Raw genomic sequence first — 13,728 nt, forward strand, 5'->3', positions numbered from 1 at the left:
ATTTATATCGTATTCTATTTTTAGAAAGCATAGTTTTGTTGAAAACGAGGAGATGAACGACAATGGAAGTTGGGAATACAGAAAAGAAAAAAGGAAATTGGAGGCAGTTTTTACGTCTTATTCAAGATACAAATCCACCGAAAGGCATTCTTATTTTTGCATTATTAATGAGTTTACTTTCTACTGGAGCGAGTTTGTTTATTCCGATGCTAACAAAAGGATTAGTTGATAATTTTTCGCTTTCTTCAATTAGTACAGGACAAATTGTTGGGTTAGTCGCATTCTTTATTATGCAAACAATTGCTGCAGGATTGTCAATTTATTTATTGAATTATATTGGACAAAAAATTGTAGCTGGACTTAGAGAACGATTGTGGAAAAAGGTACTTATTTTACCAGTATCTTATTATGATCAAAATAGAACAGGCGATACGATTAGCCGTATGACAAATGATACAGGTGTTGTGAAAACATTAATTTCTGAGCATTTGTCAAACTTATTAACAGGCGGTATCTCAATTATTGGATCGTTAATTGTATTATTTGTTTTAGATTGGAAAATGACAGCATTACTTTTAACGGTTATTCCATTATCTGTACTAATTTTAGTGCCACTTGGACGAAAAATGTATAAGATTTCAAAAGCACTTCAAGATGAAACAGCTTCTTTTACAAGTGTGTTAACACAGGTGCTATCAGAAATTCGTTTAGTGAAATCTTCAAATACGGAAAAAAGAGAATATGAAACAGGTAATACAGGTATCCAAAAGTTATTGCAATTTGGTTTGAAAGAAGGAAAAGTGCAAGCGTTAATTTCACCAGTTATGTCGTTTGTTTTAATGGCGTTGCTTGTTATTATCGTAGGGTATGGTGGAATGCGAGTTTCTAGTGGCGCATTAACAACAGGGGAACTTGTAGCGTTTATTTTATATTTAGTTCAAATTATAATGCCAATGAGTCAATTATCTATGTTTTTCACACAATTCCAAAAGGCAATTGGTGCAACTGAAAGAATTAATACGATTTTAGAATATGAAGTAGAAGACCATGAAACTGGTGTGGAAGTTACAAATGCAAAGCAGTCAATCGTTATTGAAAATGTGAATTTTGAGTATAACGAAGATGAGAAAGTATTGAAAAATATCGATTTCACGATTGAATCTGGAAAAGTAACAGCGATTGTAGGACCAAGTGGTAGTGGGAAAACAACTTTATTCTCGCTATTAGAACGTTTTTATGAGCCGACTAATGGTGTAATAAAATTAGGAGAAGAACCAATTACGGCCTATTCATTACAGTCATGGCGACGTCAAATTGGTTATGTTTCACAAGATAGTCCGTTAATTGATGGAACGATTCGCGATAATATTTGCTACGGTGTTGAGAATGATGTGACGGATGAAGAAATTGAAAAAGTGGCAGCGATGGCGTATGTTGATGCGTTTATTCATGATTTACCAAGCGGATATGCAACAGAAGTTGGAGAGCGTGGTGTGAAGCTTTCTGGAGGGCAAAGACAACGAATTGCGATCGCTCGAGCGTTACTACGAAATCCGCAAATCCTTATGTTAGATGAAGCGACTTCAAGTCTTGATAGTAAATCCGAATCGGTTGTTCAGAAGGCGTTAAATAACTTAATGAAAGGTAGAACAACTTTAGTTATTGCGCATAGACTTTCTACTGTTGTAGATGCAGATAAAATTATCTTTATTGAAAAAGGGAATCTTACAGGAAGTGGCTCACATGATGAGTTATTACGGACACATGACATGTACCGTGAATTTGCAATGCAACAATTGAAAATTAAAGAAGGAGCATTATAGAATGAAAACAATCAGTGAGGGGGCACTTCACTGATTGTTAATTTTAGAGTGCTAAAAAGTATGTTAAGCAGAAAGGAGATGATTCCTTGATACCCAAAATATTAATTGTAGATGATGATCCGCACATTAGAGAACTTGTTTCTGTATTTTTGGAAAGAGAAGGTTTTCAAACATATGAGGCCGTTGATGGATTAGATGCTCTTCGAAGAATAGAAGAAGTGAAAGTTGATATGGCGATTCTTGATATTATGATGCCAAATATGGATGGATTTGATTTATGTTATGAATTAAGAAAATACTATGATATACCGATTCTTATGTTAACTGCTAAAGGTGAAACATCTCAAAAGATAAAAGGGTTTCACCTCGGAACAGATGATTATCTTGTAAAACCATTTGATCCTTTAGAATTAGTTGTGAGAGTGAAGGCATTGTTGAAACGTTATCAAATTACAGTATCGCAATCTATTCAAGTTGGGAATGTACTGTTAAATCGTAAAACATTTGAAGTTAACGCCGGAGAACAAATGGTGACGTTGCCGTTAAAAGAATTTGAATTGCTCTTTACATTAGGATCTAAAGCGGGAAGAACTTGTTCAAGAGAGCAATTAATAGAAGACGTATGGGGATATGATTTTGAAGGGAATGAACGCACGCTAGACGTTCATATTAATCGGTTGCGTGAAAAGTTTCAAGAAGAGTTATCGAAGTTTAGTATAAGGACGATAAGGGGCTTAGGGTATCGCTTAGAGGTAAGTAAATGAGAAAAAGAGAAAGAATGAGTAAGATGAAGATGTTAAAAGTAGTGGGGGCGATAGTAGCGCTCTTTACTTTTCTTACTATAATTTGGTCTATAGCCTTTTTTGTATCGTCTAGTGTAATGAAAGCTCTGGAAATAAACGTATCGCCTTTTATTACTTTTCTAATTAGTGATATGGTTGGCTTTGTTTTTATTGTTCTTATTTGGACATTAATCGGAATTTTAATGAGACCCAAGCGAGAGGCGATGATTTGGACTATTATTGAACCGATACAAAAAATTGCAAAAGGAGATTTCTCTGTAAAAATACGAAATGAAGAAAAGTATGATGGAGAAATTGGTGTACTCGTAAAGAGTATAAATGATATGACAGATGAACTGAACGCGATGGAGAAAATGCGCCAGGAATTTGTATCGAATGTTTCTCATGAAATACAGTCACCATTAACTTCTATAAAAGGGTTTGCTAGAGCGCTGCAAGATAATAATCTTTCTGAGGAAAAAAGAAAGCATTATCTTACCATTATTGAAACTGAAACAACGAGATTATCTAAACTGAGTCAAAATCTATTAAAGCTAACACTTTTAGAATCAGAAGAGTATACACCAGAAAGAGTGAGTTATCGATTAGATCAACAGTTAAAGCAAGTTGTATTAAATAGTGAACCGCTATGGGCTGAAAAAGAAATTGAGTTAGACCTTGATTTAGAAAAAGTGAAAATTGCTGCGGACCAAGAAAGTATGAGTCAAGTGTGGATTAATTTAATTCATAATAGTATTAAATTTACTCCAAGTGGTGGTACGATTACGATTCAGTTAAAAGAACATAAGGAGTTCGTAGAAATAAGTATTCATGATACGGGAATTGGTATATCAGAAGAACAGAAGCAACATGTTTTTGAGCGTTTTTATAAAGCCGATTCTTCACGAAACCGTGCTTATGGAGGAAGTGGCTTAGGTTTAGCGATTGTAAAAAAAGTACTCGACCTTCATAATGGGGAAATAAAAGTCGAGAGTGAGGAAGGAAATGGTACAAAATTTATTGTGCGTATTCCGAATCATGAAGAAAAATAGTGTTAGGAGGAGAGCCTTCTAACACTATTTTTCTTTAAAAATGTTATGCATAACTACTATAGTTACCTATAGGTAACCTACGCACATGAAAGTGCATCATTGCCTTTTTACATAAACACAGATAAAATTTTAATATAATAAACAACAGAGATGATTAAGGAGTGTTATACTTGGCAGAATTATTACAAGGCAAAAATGCTTTAATTACAGGAGCAGGTAGAGGGATTGGTCGCGCTGTAGCAATCGCATTAGCGAAAGAGGGCGTAAATGTAGGTCTTTTAGCTCGTTCAGAAGAAAACTTAAAAGCAGTTGCGAAAGAAGTGGAAGCAGAAGGCGTAAAAGCTGTTATTGCCACTGCTGACGTATCTTCATATGAAGAAGTAACGACTGCAATTGAAACTTTAAAAAATGGTTTAGGATCTATCGATATTTTAATTAATAACGCTGGTATTTCTAAGTTCGGTAAGTTTTTAGAACTAGAAGTTGCAGATTGGGAAAAAATCATTCAAGTAAACTTAATGGGTGTATACTATGCAACTCGCGCCACTTTACCAAGCATGATTGAACAACAATCTGGTGATATTATTAACATTTCATCTACAGCAGGACAAAAAGGTGCGCCTGTAACAAGTGCATATAGTGCTTCTAAATTTGGGGTTCTTGGTTTAACAGAATCGTTAGCGATGGAAGTTCGTAAACATAATATTCGTGTAACAGCTTTAACTCCAAGCACAGTAGCAACTGATATGGCTGTAGATTTAGGGTTAACTGATGGAAATCCTGATAAAGTAATGCAAGCAGAAGATATTGCAGAGTTTATCGTAGCACAGCTGAAATTAAATAAACGTACATTTATTAAATCAGCAGGACTTTGGTCTACTAATCCGTAAGGTCTAAATTTATCAACAAAGAAGGGACATCTATTCTGTAATGGAGTGGGTGTTCCTTCTTATTTTTTGTATATAAAACGGAATTTTCGGTATAATCAAGTGTGAATGGTAGAAAAGCATTAAAAACTTTAAGGGGATGGTATATACATGAGTACGATTGAGAAATGGACGGCTGTTGATCAATATATGAGTGATGTATTAATACCGAAAGATTCTACATTAGAAGAAGTCCTTCAAGTAAACGCTGCAGCTAATTTGCCAACACATGATGTATCGCCAACGCAAGGGAAGTTTTTGCAACTATTAGTACAAATTCAAGGAGCTCGTAACATTTTAGAGATTGGTACTTTAGGTGGATATAGCACGATATGGCTTGCAAGAGCATTGCCATCTGGAGGGCGAATTGTTACATTAGAAGCAAGTGAAAAGCATGCCGAAATTGCACGTAGCAATATTGAACGTGCCAATTTGAATGATAAAATTGAAATACGAACAGGATTAGCACTACATTCTTTACAGCAAATAGAAAATGAGAAGTATGAACCATTTGATTTTATTTTCATAGATGCAGATAAACAAAATAACCCTGCTTATTTTGAATGGGCACTGAAACTATCACGCCCTGGTACCGTAATTATTGGGGATAACGTAGTACGTGAAGGAGAAGTTATTGACGATACTAGCAGCGATCCTCGTGTACGAGGGATACGTCGTTTCTATGAATTGATAGCTGCAGAGCCACGTGTAAGTGCTACAGCGCTTCAAACTGTCGGAAGTAAAGGGTATGATGGATTTATAATGGCAGTCGTAAAAGAGTGATGTGAGGAGGTAAAAGGGATGAAAAAGAAATCTCAAAAATTATAACATGTATCGTGTGTAACACAGCTAGCTCGTGGACCTCCAACATACATAAAAATATAAGTTTATATAAAAATTGGAGGTTAGGAATAGATGAGAACTGAAAAAGAAATGTTAGACTTAATTATTAATACAGCAAATGAGGATGAAAGAATTCGAGCAGTCATCATGAATGGATCACGTGTAAATCCAAATGTGAAAAGAGATTGTTTTCAAGATTATGATATTATATATGTTGTAAAAGATATCCAATCTTTTACGTCTAATCATAATTGGATTCAAAGATTTGGAGAGATAATGATTGTACAAATGCCGGAAGAAATGTCATTACTTCCAGCAGATGAAGACGGGAAGTTTCCGTATTTAATGCAGTTTATGGATGGGAACCGAATTGATTTAGCGCTAGTTTCGGTTGATTTGATAGATATATTCGTTGGGCAAGATAGTTTAAGTAAGCTGCTTCTAGATAAAGATAATTGTATGGGAGAATTTCCACCAGCAAGCGATAAAGATTACTTAATAAAAAAGCCAACAGAAAAAGAATTTTTAGATTGCTGTAATGAATTTTGGTGGTGCAGTACAAACGTAGGAAAAGGGTTGTGGCGCGAGGAACTTTCTTATGCGAAAGGGGTGCTTGAAGGGCCAGTACGAGATATGTTAATCGTAATGCTAGAATGGCATATTGGTATGAAAACAGACTTTACAGTTAATGCAGGGAAGTCTGGTAAGCATTTCGAGCAATATTTTGAAAAAGATATATGGCAACAATTTAAGAGGACCTTTTCTAATGCTGAATATGAAAACATATGGGAGTCATTCTTTGTAATGGGAGATTTATTTAGGGAAGCTGCGAATGAAATTGCTAGCACTTATGGTTATCAATATCCGCAAGATGATGATGACAAAGTGACGAGCTATTTAAAACATGTGAAAGCTTTGCCGAAAGATAGTACAACGATATATTAATTTTATAAAGTAGTAAGACTGTCCTAATTATGGACAGTCTTATTTTTGTTCATGAATAAGAATTTCTCTAACAAAGTGCAGCTGAATCACATATGAAATTTTAGGGAGGTTTTTATCATGTATTATTTTTATTCACCAGAGATGTTCGTTCCATTTCAATGGGGATTAGAGCGAAATGTTTCGTATGCTTATATGCCATATAACTCATTTTATTATGGAGACTATATAAGCTCATTGCCATACGCTTTACACGTTCCTCAAAATTATGAAGTCCAAATGAAAGAAAAGGATCGTGGGTCATGGACACCGTTTTCGTGGGCTGAAAAATATGCGTATGCATTTTCAGGTCCATATAATAAAGCGGAAGTAGCTCTTACATTTGATGATGGACCAGATTTAGTATTTACGCCGAAAATTTTAGATAAGTTAAAACAACATAATGTAAAAGCTACTTTTTTTCTGCTTGGTGAAAATGCAGAAAGGTATCCGAATGTAGTAAAGCGTATCGCTAATGAAGGGCATGTAATTGGTAATCATACGTATAACCATCCGAATTTAGCGAAAGTAAATGAGGATGAGTACCGTAATCAAATTATAAAAACGGAAGAAATATTAAATCGTTTAGCTGGTTATGCACCTAAATTTATACGTCCGCCGTATGGTGAAATACTTGAAAATCAATTGAAATGGGCAACTGAGAAAAATTTTATGATTGTACAGTGGAGTGTTGATACGGTTGATTGGAAAGGTGTAAGTGCTGATACGATTACAAATAATGTGTTAGGGAATTCATTTCCAGGTAGTGTCATACTTCAGCATTCAACTCCAGGCGGACATTTGCAAGGATCTGTAGATGCACTAGACAAAATCATTCCGCAGTTAAAAATGAAAGGGGCTCGGTTTGTAACACTTCCAAGTATGTTTCAGACATCGAAAGAAAGAAAGTGAATGTGTTATCAATTGGGAAATTTAGGGTTATGTCGTATAATGAAAGTGTAGGTTAGGAGGGGATATAATTGATTGATGCACTAGTAAACATAGGAATGAGCATATTGATTGGTGTTATATTTATACTTGCTGCACTTATACTTCAAAAAAATCCACCGACAGATATTAACGCGGCATATGGTTATCGTACGAAGCGATCTATGAAAAATAAGGAACTATGGGATGCGGGTAATAGGTATAGTGCAGAAGTGATGAAACAAAATGGTTTCATCATGATGTTAATCGGAAGTGTTATTAGTATACTGTTTAGATATCCGCATACAATGATAGCTGTTATGATTGTTATGCTGTTGTTAATTATTCGCTTATTTATACAAGTAGAGAAAAGGTTGAAGCTCCTTGAACAATGATGATAAATAAAATAGGACTCCCCGGATATTATAAGCTAGGGGTCCTATTTTATTTATAAACTATTATTTTTTAGTAATTCTTTTCCTTGTTCTACAACAAATTCATAGTATTCAAGATTATAAGGATAAATATCTTCAAATGTTATTGTTATCGGAGTACTGTTTAAAACAGAATTAGTCGTTAAAGATGAAATATCTCTTTTTAATAGTTGTAGAAAAGAAGTTGCATGTACTTTCATCACATCGTCTACTTCTTCACCTGGTGCAAATGGAAGTGGTTTTATTACATTGTGGAAATACATATGACAAAACTCACGATCAGTAAGGTTTGAAATTTCATAATCTATTTTATAGATTCCTTTGTATGTTAAATCAGTCGTTTGGAAGGAAAGACCCAATTCTTCCTCAATTTCACGTAGACCGCCAATTTGCACATCTTCATCATGCATAATATGTCCGGCGGATGTAATATCCCATATACCTGGAGCTTCTTTTTTATTTTTAGAGCGTAATTGGAAATATAAAAACATATCTTCATCATCTTTTTCTACAAACCAGCAATGGAATGTTTCGTGCCAATCACCGTCACGATGCACTTCATCACGTAATTTCTTTCCAAGTGTATTTTTTTCAGAATCAAATATCGTTAACCACTCTGTCATTTTAATTCCCCTTTCTGCAAATTTTATTATACAATATTTGTATTGAATTTTGGGAAAATAAAGAAAAAGGAGTGGTTATTAGTGAAGGTAGAGAGTAAGGAAATAAAATCAATAATTTCAACTGAGGAAGAATTACGACAAATATTGGGGCCACCAAGTGAACGGGCTTTGAAAAAAGTTATTTCATCACTTGATCATCATTGTGTAGATTTTCTGTCTAAATCTCCTTTTCTAGTATTATCTACTGCAAATAAATTCGGAGAGTGTGATGCTTCGCCGAGGGGAGACGCACCTGGATTTGTATATGTATTAAATGAAAATAAAATTATTATCCCAGAAAGGCCGGGGAATCGTCGTATAGACTCTATTTTAAATATTATTTCGAATCCGCACGTAGGATTAATCTTTTTCATGCCTGGTCTCGGTGAGTCACTCCGAATAAATGGCCGAGCACTAATTACAAACGATGAAGAAATTTTGAAAGAAATGCAGGCAAATGGAAAAAACCCTTTACTTGGAATTGTTGTTGAAATTGAAGAATGCTATATTCATTGTGCAAAAGCTTTTCTTCGTTCAAAAATGTGGAATCCAGAGTCATGGCTAAATAAAAAAGAGCTACCTTCAGCGGCGAAAATGTTACTGGAGCATGCAAAAGTGAATGCTTCAGAAGAGGAAGTTGCACGTTCTTTAGAAGAAAGTTATACAAAAAGATTGTATTGAAAATTATTTTATTAATATAGTTTCAATGAGAACGGGATCTTCTCGTTTTAGAATGAGCTTTTCATATGTGAATTGCAGGCTTGTAAGTTGTTAAGTTATAAGATACGTAATAAGAGGAGTCTTTATGAAATGTTATTGTGAAATATAATGAAAAATTATCTTTAAAATAGTGAGTAAAAATAGGCTTGCTTTTTAAAATTTTCATAACTATAATAAGTTAACAAATAGACATGAACGAAAAAGTAACGATAAGGACATGAGATGATTTTTACGGTTTACAGAGAGGGAAGACAAGGCTGTGAGCTTCCTAACACGAAAAATGGTCTTACCACCTTTGAACTTCAATAGTGAAAGAGTAATCTAGTAATTATTGACGGTATCAGCCGTTATCTGAACTTGAGCAACCTGGAAAGAAATAATCCTGGGTTGGAACAAGGGTGGAACCACGAAAACACATTCGTCCCTTTCCTAGGGATGAGTGTGTTTTTTTTATAGTTTTTAAGATTGAAAATTTAAAATAATTAAAAAATAGTATTGATTTTGTTTTTTATGCGAGTATAATGAGTTAACAAATAAACATGAGCGAAAAAGTAACGATAAGGACATGAGAACATTTTTACGGTTTACAGAGAGGGAGGCCAAAGGCTGCGAGCTTCCTAACACGAGAAATGATCTTACCGCCTTTGAACTTCAATAGTGAACGAGCAATTTAGTAATTATTGACGGTATCAGCCGTTATCTGAACTTGAGCAATCTAGAAGAAAGTAAGTAAGTCTAGGTTGGAACAAGGGTGGAACCACGAAAACACATTCGTCCCTTTCCTAGGGATGAGTGTGGTTTTTTTTTATCACTTTGAAAGGAGGTGCGGTAACATGAAGCGTTTAGTACGTACGGAAATAACCACCACCTGCATGATTAAAAAGCAGAGTAAGGTGATTCATAGGTGTAACAATTAAACTATTTAGGAGGAGATTAGAAGATGAATAACGTTATTAATGTTGGGGTATTAGGATTAGGTACTGTCGGAAGTGGTGTTGTCCATATTTTGAAAGAACATTATAAAAAAATTACTCTTGATACAGGATATGAAGTAAAGGTAAAGACAGTCGTTGTACGTGATTTGGAAAAAGAACGTGATGTTTGTATCGATGGAATCGTAGTAACAAGTAATGTCGATGAAGTTCTAAATGATTCAAATATTGATATTGTAGTAGAGGTAATGGGCGGAATTGAAGAAGCGAAAGAGCATATTGTGAAGGCATTGCAAAGTAAGAAACATGTCGTAACAGCAAATAAAGATTTAATGGCCGTATACGGTGCGGAGCTTTTGCAATTAGCGAATAAAAATGAATGTGACTTATGTTACGAAGCGAGTGTAGCGGGTGGGATTCCGATATTAAGAGGATTATCAGACGGGCTAGCTTCAGATCAAATTGAAAAAATAATGGGAATTGTAAATGGAACAACAAATTACATGTTAACAAAGATGAGTCAAAATGGATGGTCTTACGAAGAGGCTTTACATGAAGCGCAAAAATTAGGGTTTGCAGAATCAGATCCGACAGCGGATGTAGATGGACTAGATGCTGCAAGAAAGGTAGCAATTCTTGCAAACTTAGGTTTTTCGATGAATGTTTCTTTAGATGATGTGCAAGTTAGAGGTATTCGAAAGGTTGAAAAAGAAGATTTAGAGATGGCCGAAAAATTAGGATTTACTATGAAACTAATTGGTAAAGCCGAAAAACAAGGATCATCCATTCACTTAAGTGTAGAACCGACTTTATTACCAAGGCATCATCCGCTATCGAATGTGAATAATGAATTCAATGCGGTATATGTTCACGGTCAAGCAGTAGGAGAAGTGATGTTTTACGGACCGGGAGCTGGGAAGTTACCAACTGGTTCTGCTGTAGTAAGTGACATCATTTCAATCGTTAAAAATATGAATCAAGTTCCGAAAAATAAAAGTGCGTTAAAAGAACCAGAACCGTATGAACTACAAGGAGATGAAGAAGTAGTTTCGAAATATTTCTTACGTATTTCATTACGAGATGAACCTGGAATGTTGCGTAAAATAACGGAATGTTTCGTTAATTATTCTGTGAGTTTAAAAGAGGTAATCCAATTACCATTAAATCATGAGCATGCAGAAGTCGTTGTTGTGACGCATCAAACTTCAAAATATCAATTCGAACAAGTTTTAGGAGCGATAGAAGATGTCGCAAGTGAAATAAACAGTTACTACATTATTGAGGAGGAAAAACAATATGTATAAAGGACTATTAAAACAGTACGCTTCTTATTTACCAGTGAATGAAAACACACCTGATGTCAGCTTAATGGAAGGGAATACACCCCTGATTCCATTATTAAATATATCAAAACAATTAGGGATTCAGTTATACGGAAAATATGAAGGAGCGAACCCAACAGGTTCTTTTAAAGACCGTGGCATGGTAATGGCAGTTGCAAAGGCGAAAGAAGAAGGTTCAGAGGCCATCATTTGTGCATCTACAGGTAATACATCGGCATCAGCTGCCGCATATGCGGCACGCCTCGGAATGAAATGTATTATCGTAATACCAGAAGGAAAGATTGCGCATGGGAAATTAGCGCAAGCAGTTGCTTATGGAGCGGAGATCATTTCAATAGAAGGGAATTTCGATGATGCACTTAAGGCTGTAAGAAATATTGCTGCAGAAGAGCCGATTACATTAGTAAACTCAGTAAATCCTTACCGAATTGAAGGGCAAAAAACAGCAGCATTTGAAATTTGTGACCAGTTGGAAAATGCACCAGATGTTCTAGCTATTCCTGTTGGGAACGCAGGGAACATAACAGCATACTGGAAAGGATTCTGTGAATATGAAAAAGAAAAGGGTTATAAAAAACCAAGAATTCACGGCTTTGAAGCCGAAGGAGCAGCTGCCATTGTAAAAGGACATGTAATTGAAGAACCTGAAACGATTGCAACAGCGATACGTATCGGTAACCCAGCGAGTTGGTCGTATGCAGTAGAGGCTGCTGAGCAGTCTCATGGTGAAATAGATATGGTATCAGATGAAGAAATTTTAAACGCGTATAGATTATTAGCAAAAACTGAAGGGGTTTTCGCTGAGCCAGGATCAAATGCTTCATTAGCAGGCGTAATCAAACATGTTCAATCTGGAAAAATTAAAAAGGGAGAAACAGTTGTTGCGGTATTAACTGGAAATGGTTTGAAAGATCCTGATATCGCAATTTCTTCTAATAAATTAGATATTGCAAGTGTGTCAAATGATATAGAGCAAATTAAAGATCATATTAAAGGGGTGATTATGTCGTGATACCATTGAGAGTACGTGTCCCTGCTAGTACAGCGAATGTCGGACCTGGATTTGATTCAGTAGGAATAGCGTTGTCATTATATTTAGATGTGGTGGTAAAGGCGGAAGCAGATAAATGGCAAGTAATCCATTCCTTTGAAGATTCAATTCCAACGGATGATAAAAATTTAATTGTTAGCACGGCATGTAAAGTGTGTCCTTCTTTATCGCCCTATATAATAGAAGTTACTAGTAATATTCCGCTGACAAGAGGTTTAGGAAGTAGTGCATCAGCAATTGTAGCAGGAATAGAGCTTGCGAATCAGCTTGGAAATTTGAACTTAACAAGTGATCAGAAAGTTCAAATTGCAACAAATTTTGAAGGACATCCAGATAATGTTGCTGCTTCTATATTAGGTGGAACTGTAATCGGAGCACTGGATGGAAAGAATGTTTCCGTTGTAAGGATCGAAAGTAAGGAATTAGGCGTAATTTCTCTTATTCCGAATGAAGAGCTAAATACGGACGAGAGTCGATCTGTATTACCAGAGATGTTTCCATTTCATGAAGCCGTTAAGGCTAGTGCGATAAGTAACGTATTAGTAGCTGCGTTTTGTCAAAAGAAGTGGGAAGTTGTAGGTGAAATGATGGAGAGAGATCATTTTCACGAGCCGTATCGTTTAGAACTTGTACCGTTATTACCGTCAATTCGTAAATGTGCAAAAGAATTCGGAGCATATGGCACAGCGCTTAGCGGTGCGGGACCGTCCATTTTTATATTAACTCCATATGAGAAGCGACAAGAAATTGCGGCGCAATTAGCGAGAGTATTTACAGCTATGAAAGTATGTGAGCTTGAAATCGACCATAAAGGGATTACTGTAAATAAGGAAGAACATATTGGATTATAAAGAAAGCTAGCATCGCTAGCTTTCTTTTTGTTGTAAATATCTGTTAAATTGGCATATAAAAGAAAGATAATAATGTATAATTTAGTAAAGAGTGTATTAATTTTGGAGGTGCTTATATGGATAAAGAGTCACCAGAAGAAAAAAGAGAACGTATGAGACAAAGTGAATTAAAAAGTAATCCGACTGGTTCTTTAAATGACGGACTCAATAGAGTGGAATCAGGTAGTCCTGTTGATATGACAGGGGGGATGAATTGGAAAGGTACAGGGATAATCATCTTAGTACTGCTTTTAGGATACTTTGTATACACTTACTTTTTCAGTTAAAGAATGTTTGTTAAAATTTTGATTTGTTTAGTTTCATAATTAGTGAAAAAGAAAAAAGCAGTTATCGTATTACAT

Annotated in this window: 14 protein-coding genes and 2 other annotated features; of the genes, 13 read left to right on the plus strand and 1 reads right to left on the minus strand. The window is 35.3% G+C overall.

The window, feature by feature from the left end:
• The first annotated feature begins 62 nt into the window (after nt 1-62).
• The 8 genes from JDS80_RS14025 (at nt 63) to JDS80_RS14060 (ending at nt 7,729) form a co-directional block, all read left to right on the plus strand.
• Nucleotides 63-1,823 (plus strand): ABC transporter ATP-binding protein, encoded by a 1,761-nt coding sequence (locus JDS80_RS14025; RefSeq protein WP_098888973.1) that lies wholly within the window; start codon nt 63-65, stop codon nt 1,821-1,823.
• Nucleotides 1,824-1,909: 86 nt separating this feature from the next.
• Complete coding sequence (gene hitR, locus JDS80_RS14030) at nt 1,910-2,587, plus strand: envelope stress response regulator transcription factor HitR (protein WP_071745671.1); 678 nt, start codon at nt 1,910-1,912, stop codon at nt 2,585-2,587.
• Nucleotides 2,584-3,657: an envelope stress sensor histidine kinase HitS gene (gene hitS, locus JDS80_RS14035; protein ID WP_199638947.1), complete on the plus strand. Its 1,074-nt coding sequence runs from the start codon at nt 2,584-2,586 to the stop codon at nt 3,655-3,657. The genes hitR and hitS overlap by 4 nt, the downstream gene beginning before the upstream one ends.
• 170 nt (nt 3,658-3,827) lie before the next feature.
• On the plus strand, nt 3,828-4,547 hold the full coding sequence (locus tag JDS80_RS14040; protein ID WP_199638949.1) for a 3-ketoacyl-ACP reductase: 720 nt from the start codon (nt 3,828-3,830) through the stop codon (nt 4,545-4,547).
• Between the two features lie 147 nt (nt 4,548-4,694).
• Nucleotides 4,695-5,366 (plus strand): O-methyltransferase, encoded by a 672-nt coding sequence (locus JDS80_RS14045; RefSeq protein ID WP_071745668.1) that lies wholly within the window; start codon nt 4,695-4,697, stop codon nt 5,364-5,366.
• Between the two features lie 132 nt (nt 5,367-5,498).
• Entirely contained in the window at nt 5,499-6,371 is an 873-nt protein-coding gene (locus JDS80_RS14050) for an aminoglycoside 6-adenylyltransferase (protein WP_098888972.1), read from the plus strand.
• Between the two features lie 117 nt (nt 6,372-6,488).
• Nucleotides 6,489-7,319, plus strand: a complete 831-nt coding sequence (locus JDS80_RS14055; RefSeq protein ID WP_098888971.1) for a peptidoglycan-N-acetylglucosamine deacetylase — start codon at nt 6,489-6,491, stop codon at nt 7,317-7,319.
• 71 nt (nt 7,320-7,390) lie between these two features.
• A complete protein-coding gene (locus JDS80_RS14060; RefSeq protein WP_142347467.1) occupies nt 7,391-7,729 on the plus strand; it encodes an SdpI family protein in 339 nt (112 codons plus the stop codon).
• 53 nt (nt 7,730-7,782) lie between these two features.
• On the opposite strand, the gene JDS80_RS14065 is transcribed toward JDS80_RS14060, so the two are convergent.
• On the minus strand, nt 7,783-8,391 hold the full coding sequence (locus JDS80_RS14065) for an NUDIX hydrolase (protein WP_098888969.1): 609 nt from the start codon (nt 8,389-8,391) through the stop codon (nt 7,783-7,785).
• Between the two features lie 81 nt (nt 8,392-8,472).
• On the opposite strand from JDS80_RS14065, the gene JDS80_RS14070 reads away from it, so the two are divergent.
• The 5 genes from JDS80_RS14070 (at nt 8,473) to JDS80_RS14090 (ending at nt 13,653) form a co-directional block, all read left to right on the plus strand.
• On the plus strand, nt 8,473-9,111 hold the full coding sequence (locus JDS80_RS14070) for a pyridoxamine 5'-phosphate oxidase family protein (protein ID WP_098888968.1): 639 nt from the start codon (nt 8,473-8,475) through the stop codon (nt 9,109-9,111).
• Between the two features lie 236 nt (nt 9,112-9,347).
• Nucleotides 9,348-9,579, plus strand: a binding site (T-box leader).
• A 116-nt stretch (nt 9,580-9,695) separates the two neighbouring features.
• Nucleotides 9,696-9,932: a binding site (T-box leader), on the plus strand.
• Nucleotides 9,933-10,090: 158 nt separating this feature from the next.
• Nucleotides 10,091-11,386, plus strand: a complete 1,296-nt coding sequence (locus JDS80_RS14075) for a homoserine dehydrogenase (protein WP_071745662.1) — start codon at nt 10,091-10,093, stop codon at nt 11,384-11,386.
• Nucleotides 11,379-12,437: a threonine synthase gene (thrC, locus tag JDS80_RS14080; RefSeq protein ID WP_071745661.1), complete on the plus strand. Its 1,059-nt coding sequence runs from the start codon at nt 11,379-11,381 to the stop codon at nt 12,435-12,437. Before JDS80_RS14075 ends, thrC begins: the two co-directional genes overlap by 8 nt.
• Nucleotides 12,434-13,327 carry a homoserine kinase gene (gene thrB / locus JDS80_RS14085; protein ID WP_071745660.1) on the plus strand — a complete coding sequence of 298 codons (894 nt, stop codon included), beginning with the start codon at nt 12,434-12,436 and terminating at the stop codon, nt 13,325-13,327. The genes thrC and thrB overlap by 4 nt, the downstream gene beginning before the upstream one ends.
• A gap of 116 nt (nt 13,328-13,443) precedes the next feature.
• On the plus strand, nt 13,444-13,653 hold the full coding sequence (locus JDS80_RS14090) for a DUF6366 family protein (RefSeq protein ID WP_071745659.1): 210 nt from the start codon (nt 13,444-13,446) through the stop codon (nt 13,651-13,653).
• Nucleotides 13,654-13,728: the final 75 nt, after the last annotated feature.

It is taken from the genome of Bacillus cereus group sp. N8, assembly GCF_016483685.1.
Classification (GTDB): Bacteria; Bacillota; Bacilli; order Bacillales; family Bacillaceae_G; genus Bacillus_A; species Bacillus_A proteolyticus.

Bases quoted from the DNA above. Each gene is read 5' to 3' on its own strand.
- JDS80_RS14090 (WP_071745659.1), top strand. From the start codon at position 13,444: ATGGATAAAGAGTCACCAGAAGAAAAAAGAGAACGTATGAGACAAAGT.
- JDS80_RS14065 (WP_098888969.1), bottom strand. From the start codon at position 8,391: ATGACAGAGTGGTTAACGATATTTGATTCTGAAAAAAATACACTTGGA.
- hitS (WP_199638947.1), top strand. From the start codon at position 2,584: ATGAGAAAAAGAGAAAGAATGAGTAAGATGAAGATGTTAAAAGTAGTG.
- JDS80_RS14055 (WP_098888971.1), top strand. From the start codon at position 6,489: ATGTATTATTTTTATTCACCAGAGATGTTCGTTCCATTTCAATGGGGA.
- JDS80_RS14050 (WP_098888972.1), top strand. From the start codon at position 5,499: ATGAGAACTGAAAAAGAAATGTTAGACTTAATTATTAATACAGCAAAT.
- JDS80_RS14025 (WP_098888973.1), top strand. From the start codon at position 63: ATGGAAGTTGGGAATACAGAAAAGAAAAAAGGAAATTGGAGGCAGTTT.
- JDS80_RS14075 (WP_071745662.1), top strand. From the start codon at position 10,091: ATGAATAACGTTATTAATGTTGGGGTATTAGGATTAGGTACTGTCGGA.
- thrC (WP_071745661.1), top strand. From the start codon at position 11,379: ATGTATAAAGGACTATTAAAACAGTACGCTTCTTATTTACCAGTGAAT.
- JDS80_RS14045 (WP_071745668.1), top strand. From the start codon at position 4,695: ATGAGTACGATTGAGAAATGGACGGCTGTTGATCAATATATGAGTGAT.